At 28.9% G+C, this 19,253-nt stretch carries 7 protein-coding genes; all 7 read left to right on the top strand.

All coding sequences use genetic code 11. The annotated features are described in order from the left end of the window. The first annotated feature begins 84 nt into the window (after positions 1-84). The 7 genes from asnB (at position 85) to FIA58_RS09525 (ending at position 19,166) form a co-directional block, all read left to right on the top strand. The gene (gene asnB, locus FIA58_RS09555) at positions 85-1,941 is read left to right on the top strand and encodes an asparagine synthase (glutamine-hydrolyzing) (protein WP_140962256.1); all 1,857 of its coding nucleotides are present in this window, start codon (positions 85-87) and stop codon (positions 1,939-1,941) included. A gap of 118 nt (positions 1,942-2,059) precedes the next feature. Further along, on the top strand, positions 2,060-5,218 hold the full coding sequence (locus FIA58_RS09550) for a non-ribosomal peptide synthetase (protein ID WP_140962255.1): 3,159 nt from the start codon (positions 2,060-2,062) through the stop codon (positions 5,216-5,218). A 158-nt stretch (positions 5,219-5,376) separates the two neighbouring features. Then, positions 5,377-12,534, top strand: a complete 7,158-nt coding sequence (locus FIA58_RS09545; protein ID WP_140962254.1) for a non-ribosomal peptide synthetase — start codon at positions 5,377-5,379, stop codon at positions 12,532-12,534. A gap of 36 nt (positions 12,535-12,570) precedes the next feature. Further along, positions 12,571-14,106: a serine hydrolase domain-containing protein gene (locus FIA58_RS09540; protein ID WP_165928891.1), complete on the top strand. Its 1,536-nt coding sequence runs from the start codon at positions 12,571-12,573 to the stop codon at positions 14,104-14,106. A 45-nt stretch (positions 14,107-14,151) separates the two neighbouring features. Beyond that, positions 14,152-15,102, top strand: coding sequence for a TauD/TfdA family dioxygenase (locus tag FIA58_RS09535; RefSeq protein WP_140962252.1), 951 nt, complete (start codon positions 14,152-14,154; stop codon positions 15,100-15,102). 10 nt (positions 15,103-15,112) lie between these two features. Beyond that, the gene (locus tag FIA58_RS09530; RefSeq protein ID WP_140962251.1) at positions 15,113-15,877 is read left to right on the top strand and encodes an aspartate/glutamate racemase family protein; all 765 of its coding nucleotides are present in this window, start codon (positions 15,113-15,115) and stop codon (positions 15,875-15,877) included. Between the two features lie 211 nt (positions 15,878-16,088). Further along, on the top strand, positions 16,089-19,166 hold the full coding sequence (locus FIA58_RS09525; RefSeq protein ID WP_140962250.1) for a cyclic peptide export ABC transporter: 3,078 nt from the start codon (positions 16,089-16,091) through the stop codon (positions 19,164-19,166). Positions 19,167-19,253 lie beyond the last annotated feature (87 nt).

Genomic DNA, 19,253 nt, shown 5'->3' with positions numbered 1-19,253 from the left:
CACTAAAAACTTACTAATAAATTAAATTCAACCTTTTTATAAGGTTGAATGATTAAACGTTTAACTAAAAAAAAGATAATAAACATGTGTGGAATATGTGGTTTTGTAAAATTCGATAAACGAGTATCGGTTGAAGATAAAAAAATAATTGAGAATATGAATAACAAGCTTATTCATAGAGGACCAGATGCACAAGACACCGTAACCTTTGACAATATAGCACTAGGCTTTACCCGTCTTAGTATTATAGGTTTAGAAAATGGAATGCAACCCATTTACAACGAAGACGAAACTGTCTTATTGGTTTGTAATGGTGAAATTTTCAATTACATAGAATTGAGAGAGCAACTAAAAAGCAAAGGGCATGTATTTAGAACAAGTTCTGATGTTGAAGTAATCATTCATTTGTACGAAGATTATGGAATGGAATTCTTGAATATGCTTAACGGTCAATTTGCATTTGCTTTATATGATAAAAGAAAGAAAAAAATGTTTTGTGCACGTGATCAAATGGGAATTATTCCGTTTCATTACACTTTGGTGAATAATACTTTCATTTTTGGTTCAGAAATTAAGGCAATTCTAGAACATCCTTATGTGAAAAGAGAAGTGGATTTAACAGGTTTAGATCAGGTATTTACTTTTCCTGGATTATCTAGTCCAAGAACAATGTTCAAAAATATTAAAAGTCTTGAAAATGGATATTACTTGACTGTTAATGATAATGGTCAAATTACTAATACAGAATATTGGGATTTAATTTTTCCTGAAGGAGAAGTTAAAATGAACGGAAAAACGGAAGACTATTATCTAGAAGAATTAGAAGCTCTTTTTGATAAGGCTATTAATTTAAGACTAAGAGCCGATGTGCCTTCCGGACTTTATCTAAGTGGAGGATTAGATTCATCAATGATAACTATGCGGGTAAACCAGCTAGCTCCAAAAGTAAAAAAAGAAGCTTTTTCTATTGATTTTATTGATTCTCAACATTCTGAATCAGTATATCAAAAGCTTATTGCACAAGAAAGTAATTCTAAACTGAATCAGCGTACTTTTTTTCATAATGATATTAGTGAAAGACTACAACATTCTGTTTATCACAGTGAATGTCCTATAAAAGAAACCTATAATACTGCCTCATTGTCACTTTCAGAATCCGTTAGAGACAAAGGAATTAAAGTAATCCTTTCAGGAGAAGGCGCAGACGAGTTTTTTGCTGGATATGTTGGTTATAGATTTGATAAAATGAGAGGGATGAACGTTAACCAATTTCCTATTGAAACATTAGAAAGTGATATTCGTAAAAACCTTTGGGGTGACCAATCCTTTTTTTACGAAAAAAACTATTCAGAGTTTAATGAACTCAAAAAGAAGCTATACTCAACAGAAGTGAATGCATCATTTAACGAATTCAATTGTTTGAATCATAAAGTAATCAATAAAGACCGAATAAATAATAGAGATGTGTTGAATAAAAGGGCTTATATCGATTATAAACTTAGATTAGTGGATCATCTAGTTTCTGATCATGGTGATAGAATGGCAATGGCAAATTCAGTTGAAGTTAGGTATCCGTTTTTAGATAAGGATTTAATAGAGTTTTCTACAAGAGTACCATCTGAATTGAAATTGAAAGATTTTACTGAGAAGTATATCCTCAAAAAGATGGCAACCAAGTTCTTACCTAAACAAGTTTTTGATAGAGAAAAGTTTCATTTTATAGCACCTGGAAGTCCTTTTTTACTTCAAAATAATATTGAATATATAAATGACATTTTATCCTATGATTTAATTAAAAAACAAGGCTATTTTGATCCAGATGAAATTGAAAGACTAAAAAACATATATAAACAAAAAGGCTTTACTGTTAATGCACCTTTTGAAAGTGATTTGTTGATTATTGTAATCACTTTCGGGATTTTGTTGGATAAATATTTTTAAAAACAAAAACCTAACTCAACTTACACTTTTAGTTGATTCTTGTTACTCATTAAGAAAATAAGTAACACAAAAATAGAAACAAAATAAGATACTAATCTCATATTAAAAACTAAAATCTATGATTTTTCAAAATGAATTATTAAAAAGTCTAGAAATTCATAGCGATAAAATAGCTATTGAAAATGGTGAAAGCCAAATTTCTTATTCCGAATTATTTACAATTACAAACAAAATTACTAGTTTTCTGTTGAAACAGAACTTAGAGCCAGAAACTGTGATTGGATTAAAATTTAATGATAGACAAAGCTTAATTTATGCAATTATTGGTGCAATGAATGCTAGGTGTGTTATTGTACCAATAGACGGTTCTCTTCCAGAAAAAAGAATACAGACTATTGCTGAAGAGCTTAATTTGAAGTTTGTAATCACTTCAAAAGAGTGCCCAAAAATTGAAAGTTTAGCAATCAATAACTTCTTTATTGAAGATATACTGAATAATGAAATTAATTCTATTGATATTCAATATCCTATATTCAATTCGAACGATAGTATTTATATTTATTTTACTTCAGGATCAACAGGAAAACCTAAAGGAATTATTGGTAAAAACTGTAGTCTTCTTCAATTCTTGCAATGGGAAATTGATACTTTTAAAATTGATACAAATACAAAAGTAAGTCAATTTATAAGTCCTTATTTTGATGCTTTCCTAAGAGACATCTTTACACCTCTATTAGCTGGTGGAACAATATGTCTTATACCAACAGATGAAGACTTTTTTACACCTGAAAAAATTGTACCATGGATTGAGAAGTCAAAAATAAATTTAATTCATTGTGTACCAAGTTTATTTAGAGTGATAAATAATGATTTATTGACACCAGAGATATTTTCAAATCTTAAAAACATATTACTTTCTGGTGAAAAAATTATACCATCAGAACTTAAAAGTTGGTATGACTTATTTGGTTCAAGAATACAACTTGTAAACCTTTATGGTACAACAGAAACTACAATGATTAGGTCTTGTTATAAGATTCAACCTGAGGATGTTAATCTTCAGAAAATGCCTATTGGAAATCCTATAAATAATACAGAATTTTTAATAGCAGATAAAAATTTCAAACCATGTAATCTTTTTGTTGTTGGAGATCTTTATATTATCTCAGAATTTACATCAAAAGGGTATTTAAATGCTCCTGAATTAACCAAAGAAAAGTTCATAGTAATAGAATCTGGATCAGGAGAAAACAAAATTGCTTTTAAAACTGGAGACAAAGCAAGGAGAATGGTTGGAGGTGTAATCGATTTAATGGGTAGAGAAGACAGACAGGTCAAGTTAAGAGGAATGAGAATCGAACTTGATGAAATTGAAAATGTTTTGGTTCAGGTTGATAGTGTAAAAAATGCTGTTGTAATTAAACATATTGATGGAGAAGAAAATGACAATCCTAAAACTGATAATAAGTTTCAAGGAAGTGAGTCATTAATAGCTTTTGTTATAAGATCAGAAAAAATTTCTGATGATTTTAATTTACAAGAAGATGTATTAAAATATTTAAATGATAATTTACCATCTTACATGATACCTTCTACTATCATGGAAATAAAAGAGTTTCCATTATTAGAGAATGGAAAGATAAATTTCAATGGATTATCTAAGTATCTAGTAACCGATAAGGTTGTGGCTCCTAAAAATGAAATTGAGTCGAGTCTTTTGGAAATTTGGAAAGAAATACTAGGAGACAAGAAAATTTCAACTGAAGACAGTTTTCATAGTATTGGAGGAAACTCATTAGCTATCATGCGTTTAATTGGAAAGATTTATAAAGAATACAATGTGAGATTTACATTAAGTGAACTTTTCAATAATTTAACCATAGTGAAACAAGCGGATCACATTAAAAAATCGGAAAAAGATAATCTTTTGATTATAAATAAATTAGAAGGAAAAGACAGTTATAACTTATCTTCAGCACAAGAAAGAATTTATTATAATTATGAATTAAACAAAGAAAGTACTGCTTACAACTTGCCAATGGCTTGGGTAATTCAAGGAGATATTGATAAGGTTAAACTTGAAAACAGTTTAATAAAACTTATAGAAAGACATGAAAGTTTAAGAACACTGTTTAAATTCGAAAACGGAAAGCTTCAACAAGTGGTTAGAGATATAATTGATTTCAAAATTGAAGAGATCTATTCGAATGAAGGTAACATTGATCAAGCAATTTCAAGTTTTATCAAACCATTTGATTTAAGTATTGCGCCATTAATAAGAGCAGGAATTATATCTACTAATAAGGAAGAAAAAGTGTTTATAGTAGATATTCACCATATTGTTTGTGATGGAATGTCTCAAAATAATTTATTTTCTGATTTAATGAAACTTTACAAAGGAGATGAATTAGAGCCATTATTATTACAATACAAAGATTATGCAGATTGGGAATGTAAATTTAAGCAAACTAACGATTACATTTCACACAGAGAATTTTGGTTGAAAAATTTCGAAGAAGAAATTCCTAATCTTCAATTACCAGTGTCAAATTTGAAAGTTGATGAAAACTCTGATAGGGGGGGAAGCATTTCATTCAAAGTTGAAATGAATGTTGTGAGAAAGATAACAAATGATTTGAAAAAGGATGAAATAACTACTTTTTCGGTTTTATATTCCATGTTTTTCATGTACTTGTCACAACTAACAGGTCAGGATGATATTGTTATTGGGATTAACAGTTCTGGAAGAATTCAGGAAGAATTAGAAGATGTAGTCGGAATGTTTACAAAAACATTACCAATAAGATATCAATTGGATGCAAACTTTAAATTTAGAGATTATGTAAAAGAAATTCATAAATTACTAATTCAAGCTAATAGCTCACAAATTTACGACTTATCAGACATCGTGAAAGAAATAAATAATAATAGATCAACATCAATCAAACAGTTATTTGATGTTATGTTTGTATTTCAAAATTTTGCTGAGAAGAAAGTGCAACTTGATGAGGTTAAATTATCTTCATATGAATTTGAAAATAAGACTTACAAGTACCCTATTACTATGTTTGCAAGTGAAGGAGAAGACGCAATATACTTCCGAATGGAATATTCACTTTTGCATTTTACTCCAAGCGATGTAGAGGAAATATCTGAACAATTCAAAAGCTTAATTCTAAAAATATCTGAAAATTTAGATGCTAATGTCGTTCAATATTTTGATTACGCATTGAATGAACCTTTAATAAATGAAGACGAAATATCCTTCAATTTTTAACCTATCAAATTTGTAAAAGCACTTTCTAATTGAATCTTATTTTAGAAGTGCCTTACCCATCTATAATCAATATCGTTAGCCTATAAATAGTATGCTTTAATTTAAAAATTAAGGTGTACTAGGTTACAATTTTATTAATATATTTAAAAAGAATCGACATGACAGAAAAGTCAAAACTAGATTTAGAAGCAATAAAAGCTAATAAGAATATCGCGGGAAGAACCTATTGGAAAGATAGGTTAGATGGATTTATATTGGAAGATTACTTTGGAAAAAGTAATGTTACGAAGTTATCAGAAAATGAAAATCATTTTAATATGATAGCTGAAGACCAACTCTTTACCATGTTGAACACCTTAGCAGATTCTAAAAAAGCCAAGCACATTATTCTACTTTCCGTTCTGGGTATTATTGCCCAAAAATATTCTTCTCGCACTGATATTGGTGTTTTTACATCTCTTTATTTAGAAAATGAAACTTTAAATGCACTAGATTCGGTTATTCCTGTTAGAATGAATGGTTTTGAAAGTCTAACATTTCCACAATTTTTAACCACATTAAAGAATAATATCATTAAAGATTTTAAACATAGTGATTATCCTTTGGAAAGAATAATGAACAAAGATGTTGATCAACTGAATCAAATTTCCACAATTGGAATGATTGTAGAAGGAATTCAAGAAGAAAAAACTATTCAACTTTTATCACCAGACTTGTTTTTTGTATTTAATGTAGAAGACAAATTGTCTCTTAAAATAGTATACAAAGGAACCAAATACAATCAAAACCATATAGAGAGTATAGGGAAACATTACTTTCATTTATTGAATGAACTTATAACCAATAAGGGAAAGCTGATAAAAGAAATTGAATTAATTACCAATGAAGAGAAAAACAAAATTGTTAATGAGTTCAATCAAACAAAGAAAACATTTCCATCTGACAAAACCATTTTGAACTTTTTTACCGAACAAGTAACTAAAACTCCAAATAATGTTGCGATTCAATTTAAGAACAAACAGTTAACGTACAAGGAACTTGATGAAAAGTCAAATCAGGTTGCCAATTTTTTAAAAGAAAAATTTTACAATCAAGGAAATGTAATTGGAGTACAATTGGAACGTTCTATTGAATTAATGGTAGTAATTTTTGGGATTCTAAAAGCTGGTAATGTATACTTACCATTATCAAAAAGTCACCCTAAAGAAAGAATTGCCTATACTTTAAAAAATAGTAATGCAAAAGCAATATTTACGGAATCTGAGAATTTTAAGGATTTTGAAAGTGAATTGGAATGTCTAGATGTTAATGATGCATATATTCAACCTGTTAGCTCTATTAATTTAGCAAAACCAAATGAAATAGCTTATATCATTTATACATCTGGTTCTACAGGTAGACCAAAAGGAGTTCAGATTAAGCATGTATCCATGGTTAATAGATTAAATTGGATGCAAAATGAATACCAACTTGATGAAAAAGACATAATTCTTCAAAAAACACCTTTAGTTTTTGATGTTTCAATATGGGAATTATTCTTATGGTCAATGAGTGGTGCAAAATTGGTATTAGCAGCTCAAGGAGTAGAGAAAAATCCTCAAGAGATTTGCGAACTAATTGAGAACGAAAAAATAACGGTCTTACATTTTGTACCATCTATGCTTAATGCTTTGCTTGTTTACTTGACAGAAAATGAACATGAATATGCTCTGAAAAGTATTAAAAATCTATTCACAAGTGGAGAAGAATTAAAAGTAACAGATGCTAAAAAGTTTTTAGATTATTGTCCAAATGCTGATTTACACAATTTATATGGACCAACTGAGGCAACTGTAGATGTTTCTTTTCACAGTGTTCTAAGATCTATAAATTATAAATCTATTCCAATAGGAAAACCAATTGATAATACTCAACTTTATATTTGTAACAATCACTTACAACACCAACCAATAGGCATTCCTGGAGAATTATTAATAGGAGGCGTAAATCTTTCTATTGGATATGTTGGACAACCTGAATTAACTAAAGAAAAGTTTATTGAGAATCCTTTTGATAAAGGTACATTTCTTTACAAAACAGGAGATTTAGCAAAATGGTCTCCAGAGGGTAACATAGAGTTTTTAGGTAGAATTGATAATCAAGTAAAAATTAGGGGTAACCGAATTGAGCTTGGAGAAATTGAATTTACAATCCAATCTTTTGAAGGTGTTAAAGGTGCAGTAGTTTTAGCCAAAGAAACAAAAAATGGAACACAACTTGTAGGTTATCTAGTTACCAGTCTAGATTTTTCAGAAAATAAGTTAAGAGACTTTTTAGAGTTAAAATTACCGGAATATATGATGCCATCTTACTTCATCAAAATTGATGAAATACCTGTTACGGTTAATGGAAAAGTTGATAGAGAAATCTTACTATCGTTACAAATGCAAGTTACCGATGAATATGTGGCTCCAGAAACTGAGATCGAAAAGCAATTGCATAGCTATTGGTCAACTGTATTATCTGAATCGAAAATCGGAATCAATAGTAGTTTTTTTAGAATCGGAGGTGATTCAATATTGGCTATCAAATTAATTGGTACTATAAATAATGGATTATCAACAAATATTTCAATGATTGATTTGTATGAAAATGATACGATAAAAAAATTAGCCAACTTTATCATTTTATCTAATGAAGATGATTTTTCTGATGCATATATCAATATAACTAATGAAGTAGAACAATTCAATACTGACTATAAAGAGCATGCAAAAAATGAGTTAATAGAAAACGTTTATCCAATGAGCGATATTGAAAAAGCAATGTGCTTTATTCATAAATCACGACCAGATGACATTCTGTATTTTGAGCAATTGATGCAACCTGTAGCTTATGAGTCAGTTGACATGGTATTACTACAAAAAGCACTTGACTTACTTGTTGATAAACATGAAATTCTTAGAACAGGATTTGATATTAATAATTTTGCTCATATTGTTTACAAAAAAGTTGAAACAACTATTCAGTTTCTAGATTATAGTTCATTTGATAAAAAAGAACAAAAACGTAGGATAGAAGAAGACATGGAGAAAAGTAGACCAGCACACTTTGATCTTCAAGCAGAAAAATTATGGAGAATTATAATCTATAAATTAAAGGAAAGTCACCATGAAATATTGTTTGAATATCATCATGCTATTATTGACGGATGGAGCTTTGCTTCTTTGTTGACAGAGTTGAATAATACTTATGTAAGTCTTTTAAGAAATGATGTAGTACAATTAAATAAACTAGAGACAAGTTTTAAGGATTATATTATACAAGAACTCTTTTATAAGCAAAATCAAGCAACAATTGATTTTTGGAAAAATGATCTAAAAGGATTTAAGAGATTAGAACTGAATAAATCAACTGATGAGAAGGTTTTTAAATCGGTTAGAGATGTATATCCAACAAAACTTCTTACAGACCTTGAAAATGTTGCAAAAAGAAAGGAAACAAGTGTAAAAAATATTTTGCTGTCTGCATACATTTATTCAATGAAGATGCTTTCTGGAGAGAATGACATCCTTGTAGGACTGGTTACATTTACAAGACCTTTAAAGAAAGATGGGGAAAAGCTTTTAGGATGTTTTCTCAACACAATTCCTTTCAGAATTAAAATACCAAATGGAATTACTTGGAATGATTATATTGCTATAATAGATAAAAAAATACTTGAAGTCAAAAAACACGAACACTTGTCTCTTTTTGAAATTAATCAAGCAGTAGGAGGAGGTAATGTAGGTAATCCATTATTTGATACATTTTTCAATTATATTAATTGGCATGTGAAAGATGACATGGAGTTAGCAGAAACTATTGATGATGATTCAGAAAGAACTTATTTTGATACTTTTTTGAGAGGTAATACATTTTTTGATGTCAATTATGATGTTACTTATAAAAAGATAATTTGTATGCATGAATATTCTTCTCCATTTATGACGGAAGAGACCTATTCGCAATACAACAATATGTTCTTGTCTGTTTTAGACAGAATTATAAAAGATTCTGATGAGATTATAAATCCTCAAGACTTTTTTTGGAATTCAGTTATTGAAGATTTAGACACGGACTTGCAAAATTACAAAGAAATCAATTCGTCTTTTGACAATTTGATGTCAGTATCTGATTATCAAGAAGAACTATGGTCTGATGATATGAAATCAGGAAGAGGTAATAATCATAATATTTCATTAGTTACAGGTTTTAAAGGAGAATTAAATAACAATCTGCTTAAGGAAAGTATTCAAAATACTATTAATAAGCATGATTTATTAAGAGCAAGAATAGTTCAAATTGAAGGAAAGTATTTTCATGAGATAATAGAAAATAATGAATTTGAATTAGACTTAAAGATGCTTCATGCAAAAAATGAAATAGTTTCTGATTTAATAAAAGAAGAAATCAATAAACCATTCAACCTTGATGAATCTTTAGTTCGTTTTGCAGTTATTCAGTTAGAACCAAAAATAAATAAATTAATAATTGTTTTTCATAATTCAATTGTTGATCATCAATCTGTAAAAAATGTAACGAATGAAATTTTATCATTTTACCAATCAAAAGCAGGTAAAGTAAATGATAATAATAAAGTTTCTACATTACAGTATTCAGGCTTTTTGTTATGGCAACAAAAAACTTTATTAAGACTACTTCCTAATTTACTTGATTATTGGAAAAATCAATTAAAAGGTGCTGTAAAGGAATTTGAACTTCCATTTGATAAAACAAAAGAGTTGAAAGGAACATTTACCTATTCAAATACAGAGATTAATATTCCTTCGACAATTGTTGATAAGGTTCTAAATTATGAAAAAGAACATGGTATTAAGGTTAATGTTATATTAATGGCAGTGTTTAAAATATTGCTACATAAATATAGTCAACATGAAGAAATTATTATTGGAACTAGAGTGGCAAACAGAAGAGGAAATCATTTGAAAGATTTAATTGGTCCTATATCAAATACTTTAGCAATAAGGAGTTTCATTGAAAAGGAAACTAATTTTGATACATATTTAAAAAACCTTAATAAGATTTATAAGGAAGGATTAGAACATCAATCATTACCTTTTGATCTATTATTGAATGAACTTTTTGGAGAAAACTATAAGCACACTAATAATTCATTATTTGATGTTTTTTATGAATATGACGACATTAAGAATGCACACCTAGTTGAGGATAATCTTGAAGTAAATTTTGATAAAATTGACAATTCATTTGAAAAATATGATTTGAGTATGTCTTTAAAAAGTGATGGAACATCAATATTAGGAAAACTTAAGTTTAATTCAGATAGTTTTAGTTTCAATAGGATAAATTCATTATTAGAACATTTTTATGGACTGATAGAGAATTTAATAGACAAGAATAATAATAAATTATCGTCAATTGGAGTACTTTCCAAGAAAGAAGAAATAGAGCTTATAGATGATTTTAATTCAAGTTTTAGAGCTTATCCAGCTTATTCAAATATCATATCGTTATTTGAATCTCAAGTAATTCAAACACCAGAAAACATAGCCTTGAGGTGTTCAGATAGTGAGATGAGCTATTCAGAACTCAGTCATAAGATCAATAATTTTAGTGATTACTTATTAAAAGATAAGGGAGTTGAAGTTGGAGAAGTTATAGGAGTTATGTTGGAAAGAGAAGCCTATTTAATTCCTACTTTATTTGGTATTTTAAAATCAGGAGGAGCTTATTTGCCAATAGATGTTACTTTACCCAAAGATAGAATCGAAACAATTATAAAAGATTCGAAAATAAGTAAATTGATCACAAGAGCAGAACATCTCGATTCACTAGAGTCTTTATCAGTTGAGATTATTGATTTAAACCAAGTTTTACCAAGTCTCATTGGTCGTCAAAGCTCAGGTTTACAAGCAAAAGTAAACCCTAATGATTTGGCATATGTAATTTACACTTCAGGATCCACAGGAACTCCAAAAGGAGTAATGATAGAACATGGTTCATTACTGAATATCGTTCAAAGCATGGATAATCGTTATCCATTAACGGCAACAGACAGTTATTTATTAAAGACTACTTATTCTTTTGATGTTTCAGTAGCAGAACTTTTTGGATGGTTTCATGCTGGTGGTTCTTTGACCTTGTTACCATCAGGATCAGAAAAAGACCCAAATAAAATTTTGTCATGTATCGAGCAGAATAAAGTAACACATGTCAGTTTTGTACCGTCAATGTTTTCCTTTTTTATCGAGACAATCGAAAAAGAAGGAATCGATAAAATAAGAAGTCTAAAGTATTTATTTCTAGCAGGAGAACCCTTGTCAATAGACTTGGTAAACCGATTTAAAGCATTAAAAACGACAATAACTTTAGAAAATATTTATGGACCAACAGAAGCAACTATTTACAGTAGTGGATATTCCACAAGTAATCTAAAAGAAGCAGAAAAAGTTCCTATAGGCAAACCATTAGACAACATACATTTATATGTTTTGGATCAAGGGAACAATTTACAACCTATAGGAGTTCCAGGAGAGTTATGCATAGGAGGAAAGGCACTTGCAAGAGGATATTTACATAATTCGGAGCTTACTGCAGCGAAATTCATTCATGTAACGGGTTTACCAGAAGAGAGAATATACAAAACAGGAGATTTAGTACGATGGCAACAAGATGGTAATATTGAATACTTAGGCCGCATAGACAATCAAGTAAAGATTAGAGGTTTTCGAATAGAGTTAGGAGATATAGAAAGTCAATTAAATAAGGTTCAAGAAGTAGAACAAAGTGCAGTAGTAGTAAAAGAAAAAGAAGGAGATAAATATTTAGTAGCTTATTATCAGTCAGATAAAGAAATAGATCAGACGGAACTTAAGCAACATTTATTAGATAAACTTCCAGAGTATATGGTTCCGTCTTATTATGTTTATTTGAAAGAGTTTCCATTAACATCAAGTGGCAAATTATCAAGAAAAGACCTGCCAGAACCTGAGATAAAAAGAGGGAATAACTATAAAGCACCATCGAATGCTATAGAAGAAAAATTGGTAGCAATTTGGTCAGAAGTATTGAAATTAGACAAAGAAGTAATTAGTGTAGATAGAAGTTTTTTCGAATTAGGAGGACACTCACTAAAGGCAATGGTTTTGGTAAACAAAATTGCAAAAGAATTGGAAATAACATTGCCATTAGAACAAGTGTTTGAACAATCTACAGTAGAGAAACAATCTGAATTTATTGAAATAAATAAATGGTTGGATGATAGTTCTAATTCAGAAATAGAGGAAGAAATGACTGAAAGTATAACTATTTAATAAATAAAGTTAAATCATAATTATAACAAATAAATGATGAAAAAAAAGAATAATATTCATGAAACAAAAAACATTTTATCATGTTTTATCACTAATAATCTAACCAGTAAATTAATATTCCGGTTAGTTTTAAAACTTGCATTAATAAGCTTGACTGCTTTAGGATATGCTCAAGCACCAGCATATTTTACATCAAATAATAAGAATATTAATGTAGAAGATTTTAATAATAAAATAAACTACATGCTAGATCAAGTGAGTGTTCCAGCACTCTCCATGGCAATAATAGAGAATAATGAGGTTGTTTTTTTTAATAATTATGGCAAAAAAAGCTTAAAGAACAATACTGCTACAGATAGTAAAACTGTTTTTGAAGCAGCTTCTTTAACAAAAATGTATTTAGTTTTTGTTGTCCATAAATTAGTTGAAAAAAAATTATTGGATTTGGATAAACCAATATATCAATATTTGGAATATGAACCTTTAAGTCATGATAATCGATACAAATTAATTACTTCAAGAATGATTTTAAGTCATTGTTCAGGTATAGAAAATTGGAGATGGAACAATAAAGATGATCTTTTGGAAATACTTAGTAATCCTGGAGAAAGGTTTGTTTATTCAGGGGAAGGGTTTCAATATTTAGCTAAAGTTGTTGAAGTAATATTGAATGAATCGTATGAGAGCTATGTTACAAGAATGATTGTGAAACCTTTTGAATTAAATGATACTTATTTGAAATTTAAAAAGCTAAGATTAAATCCTTTTGTGAAGGAGTCACCTTCAAATTATGCAGTTGGTCACAATATATTTGGTGAAGAAGTAAAAAAATGGAAAAATCATATTACTGTTCCAGCTTCTGGCACTCATACTACAGGAAAAGACTATGCAAAATTTATGATTTCTTTTTTTGATGAAAAAAATTTATCAAAAGAAAGGAGAAATGATATTATAAAACCAGTAATTAGATTGGGAGAAGATGATGCATCTGGTTTTATGGGATCTGGTTTTTTTATGTTGCAGAATAAAAAAGACACAATAATTTCTTTTAGTGGAAATAATGACGGATTTAGAGCTGAGTTATTTTATTCGGTAACACATAAAAGAGGATTTGTATTTTTTACAAACAGTGATCAAGGAAAACTAATTACAAAAGAGTTAAATAAGATTACTACAAATTTTGATATTGATGTTTTATTTGATGAAGCATTTTTCAAGTATTATCCAAGCAATGCAATTACTCTTCAAAATGTTTACAGGGAAGAAAAAGTTAAAGGTGTTCTTGAAAAGGTAGAACAACTGAAAAAAGAAGGAAAATTAGATGAGAGTACCTTGAATGAATTAGGTGAAATTTTTAAGGAAAAAGAAACTGATATGTCAATACAATTACTAAAAGAAAACATAGCATTATATCCAGAATCTCCAAATGCTTATGGTCTTTTAGGGAGTATTTATATGAATATGAAGAAATATAAATTGGCACATACCAGTTTTTTAAAGGCCAAAGAATTGGATTTCAATCTGTGGAATGTTCAAGAAGATATAGAGATTTGTCAAGAAAAAATAGAATAAGATTGATATAAGCAAATTGCATTATTTCCTAAATAAACAAAGCAAATGGAAAATTTAAAAGAAAAACTTCTACTACCTTTAATTAAAGAGGTAAAAGAGCTTACTCGAGATGAATTTATCTCTTATTATTTAAAAAATAAAGATGAATTTGATACTGATTTAAAAGAATATGGAGCCATTAAATTTAAAGGTGTACTAATTGATTCTCAGGAAACTTTTCAATATATAGTTAACTCAATTTCAACAAAATTCTTAAGTTACATTGATGGAAATTCTCCAAGAACCAAGTTAACTGACAATGTTTATACTTCAACAGAATATGATAAAAGACAAAAAATCACAATGCATAATGAATTATCATACTCTGCTAAATGGCCCAATAAATTATTTTTTAGTTGTTTACAAGTTGCTGAAACAGGAGGGGAGACATTATTAGCCGATAGCAGATCTATTTTAAGAGCTATGAATCCTGATATAGTGTCAGAAATTAAAACTAAAGGAATTATTTATGTTAGAAATTTAAATGGAGGTCAATTTGGAATGGGACCTTCGTGGCAAGATACTTTTGAAACCGATGATAAAAAACAGGTTGAAGAATATTGCACTTCATACAATATAAATTTTAAATGGATGGAAAATGATAATCTTAGAGTAGAACAATTCAGTAAAGGAATCATTGAACATAGAACTACTAAAGAAAACATTTGGTTTAATCAAATAGATCAATTTCATCCATGTCATTTGGGAGAGGAAATTTTTGAATCAATGAAAATTCTTTATGATACTCCAGAAAATTTCCCAATGTATGTGAAATTCGGAGATGGAACATCAATTAGTGAAGATATTGTTAAGGAAATTTTATCAACAATTGATAAACTAACCATTGCACCTAAGTGGCAAAAAAATGAGTTACTTATTGTGGATAATGAGTTAATAGCTCATGGAAGAAATTCTTATTCTGGAGATCGACGAGTAATTGTGGCAATGTCCGAATAATTAGTGTATTATGAATTTAGAAGATGACAGAGTTATTGGTATCGTAGGAGGTATGGGACCTCAAGCAGGACTTAATTTGTTTAATGCAATATTAAATCTGTCTGAAGTAACAACTGATCAAAAACATTTTTCTACGATTTTAATGTCGCTACCTAAGCATATTACTGATAGAACATCATATCTTGAAGGAGAAACAAGTATTAATCCAGCTTATAATATTGCAAAGATTGTTAAGAAACTTGAAGAAGCTGGAGCAAACTTAATCGGTTTAGCTTGTAACACTTCTTACTCTCCGAGAATTTATAATGTGATAGAAGAGGAGTTGAATCGTTTAAATAGTCAGGTGACTCTAATCCACATGCCAAGAGAAACCTGTAAACATATAGAAGAAAATTATCCAAACTATAGAAGAATTGGATTAATGTCTACTAATGGAACATACAAATCAGGATTGTATAAAAACTTGTTAGAACAATTTGGATTTGAAGTTATAATACCTGATTTCGATTTTCAAGATAACATCATTCACAGGATGATCTATGATAAAGAAATTGGTCTTAAAGCTGCTCCTAATAAAAAAAGTTTAGAACTTGAAGCATTACTTCATAGAGCATTATCATTTTTTGAACAAAACAAAACCGATGCAATAATTTTGGGATGCACAGAGCTATCACTATTATTGAAAGATAAGTTTGTGAATAATATGCTTATCGTTGATCCTACAGAAATTCTAGCAGTTGCCTTAATTAGGGAAGCTAATGTTCTAACCGTATAGAAATACAATCTACAGAATTTAAAAAAAGAAATAACTAATGATGATTATAAGTCATTACAATAATTTCTATTCAAAAAAAGAGGTTTTATGGTTTTTGTTTAATAATACGTTTTTCTCATATAATGAAAAAATAATTAATTCAAAAAAAAACATAAACTCATGCCAAAAGGCATAGTGAATTATAATCAAATTTTATAATAAAAAAAGTATAATGAAAAGATTTTCAAATTACATATTTTTAGTTTTTATATTTTCCGTTTTGATAACGAATAACTATTGTTATTCACAACAACAGAAGAATCAGTTTTTAACAGACTCAATTGATAAGGAAGTCATAAAATTAATGAAGGATGGAGACATACCAGGATTAAGCTTAATTGTTCTTAAAGACGGAAAACAAGTTATTAAAAGTTTTGGGTACGCTAATTTAGAGAATAAAGAACTTATTACTCCAAGTTCTTTATTTGAATTAGCTTCTTGTAGCAAAGCATTTACGGCTCTTGCAGTTCAAAATCTTATTCAAGAGAAAAAAATCACTTTGGATAGTGATGTAACGGATTATTTGCCTTGGTTTTACGTTAGTTATAAAGAAAAACCAGCTAAAATTACAATTCGACAATTGCTTCACCATACTACAGGTATTCCATGGCAGACAATTTCTACAATTCCTGCAAGTAATAGTAAAACGGCACTTGAGATGACTGTTAAAAACGTAGTGGGTACAAGTCTTAATGAAATGCCTGGAAAGCAGTTTGAATATGCAACAATTAACTATGATATTTTAGCTTTGATAATTGAAAAAGTCAGCGGAATATCATTTGAAGACTATCTAAGAGAAAATGTTTTTGATAAGTTAAACCTAAAGCAAACCTTCATAGGAACTCAGATAGATAGAGCACAAATGACTACTGGATACAAGATTAGTTTTTTAGAAGCTAGACCATATTCAGCACCAATATTTAAAGGGAACAATGCTGCTGGATATGTAATATCTGATGCATTAGACATTGCAAAGTGGCTCAATGTACAACTGGGTTTATCAAAATCTCAAATGTATCCTTTGGTTAAAACTACTCAACTAAGAGACGAAACGGTTCCTCCTCATGGAAATTCCTCCTATGGAATGGGTTGGGAAGTTTCATTAAGTGGTAATGGTGAAATAATGCATACTGGCTTAAATCCAAATTTCACGTCATTTATCTCTTTAAAACCCAATCAAAAAATAGGAGTTGCAGTCTTGGCTAATTCAAACAGTAGTTATACTAATGTTATTGGAGACAAAATTATGAGATTATTATCTGGAGAGAATATCAGAAAAGAATATAATCCTGGAGATGGAAATGACAAGCTTTATTCAATAATTTCTGTGATAATGTGCTGTTATATTTTTCTTGTATTTTTTCATTTGACAACTCTTGTCATACAAATACGTAATAAAAATAGATATTTTGAAAGAATTTCTTATAGTAAAATGATAAATATATTGACCTCTTTTATATTTCTAGGAGTAGTATTATTAGGAATTTATTTGTTACCAATTGCTATGGGTGGCTTCACTTGGAAAGCAGCAACAGTTTGGACTCCAAATAGTTTTATTATACTGATAACATTAATAACTGTAGCTAGTGGGTTGAGTTATTTAGCTTACTTAGTTTCTTATTTGTTTCCAGGAGATACACCTTTTTTACAAAAATTACCAAAAATAGTCTTGGTTAGTATATTCTCAGGGTTATCAAACATGGCAGTAGTACTATTAATTACCTCAACATTTAATAATACAGTTGAATTAAAATATTTAAGTTTTTATTATTTATTAACATTAATGATATATATATTAGGTCGTAAATATGTACAAACCACATTGATACATTTTACAAGAGATGTCATATATGAAAAAAGATTAAAACTGATAGAACGAATTTTTTCAACTTCTTTTCAAAAATTTGAAAAAATTGATAGAGGTCGAGTATATTCAACATTAAATGATGATGTCAGTACTGTTGGTGATTCAGCTAATATGATAGTAGGATTTGTTACTAGTTTTATTACAGTAGGTGGTGCATTTATATATCTTGCTTCTACAAAGTTTTGGGCTACGCTTTTAATAGTTATTGTAATCGTTGGTGTCTCTGCATTATATTTTGCAGTTAGCAAAAGAGCAGAGGCTTATTTTGAAGGTGCGAGAGATACGCAAAACGTTTTTATGAGATTGTTAAATGGTCTAATTGATGGGTTTAAGGAAATAAGCTTACAACATAAGAAGAAAATTGAATTTAAGGATGATATTGCTGATACTGCTGAAGAATACAGAGTAAAAACAACAATTGCTCATGTAAAATTTGTTAATGCGTTTTTAATAGGAGAATCTACTTTTATTATTTTACTTGGATTGATTGCTTTTGGAATACCAAAAATATTTCCTGATTTAGAGAACACAACTATTATGAGTTTTGTAGTTGTTTTACTTTATCTAAACGGTCCTCTAAATTCAATACTTTCTTCTATACCAGCTATTATTCAAGTTAAAATTGCATGGAATCGTATACAAAGTTTTATTGCAGAAATTCCAGCAAATCTTGATTTGAATAAAATTCCAGAAACATTAGATAAAGACTTGATTGAAAACATCAAATTTGAAAATGTATCTTTTACATATAAGTTTTCTGAAAGTAAAGAACAGTTTTCAATTGGACCCATAAATTTAGAAGTTGATAGAGGTCAGATTTTATTTATCATAGGCGGAAATGGTAGTGGTAAAACCACTTTAGCTAAATTAATAACAGGTCTATATGAACCAGATAACGGAAATATTTTTATAAATGAGAATGAAGTTGATTCTTCTCAGCTTGGTGAATATTTTTCAGCAGTTTTTAGTCCATGTCATTTGTTTCATAAACTCTATAACATCAATATGGAAGATAAATCGGATGAAGTGAATAAATATCTGAAAATTTTAGGTTTGGATAAAAAAGTAGAAATCATTGATAATAGTTTTAATACTATAAGTCTTTCAGGTGGTCAAAGAAAAAGATTAGCTTTATTACAATGTTATTTAGAGGATTCACCAATATATTTATTTGATGAATGGGCAGCAGATCAAGATCCAGAGTATAGACGTTTCTTTTACCGTGAGTTATTACCAGAAATGAAGAGAAGAGGAAAAATTATAATTGCAATTACTCATGATGATCATTACTTTGATGTAGCCGATAAAATTTTGAAAATGAATATGGGCAAAGTTGAATATGTTTCAAATGATTTTAAAGTTGATGAAGTATTAATTTCTTAGTAGTCATAAATTGCTTTAATACTTTAAGTATTGAAGATAGAGACATTAGTAGTGATTCTCTCCTTTAAATAATTGATTTTAATACCA

The sequence above is a fragment of the Flavobacterium jejuense genome, assembly GCF_006491595.2.
Lineage (GTDB): Bacteria > Bacteroidota > Bacteroidia > Flavobacteriales > Flavobacteriaceae > Flavobacterium > Flavobacterium jejuense.
This window is presented reverse-complemented; position numbering and strand designations above follow the sequence as displayed.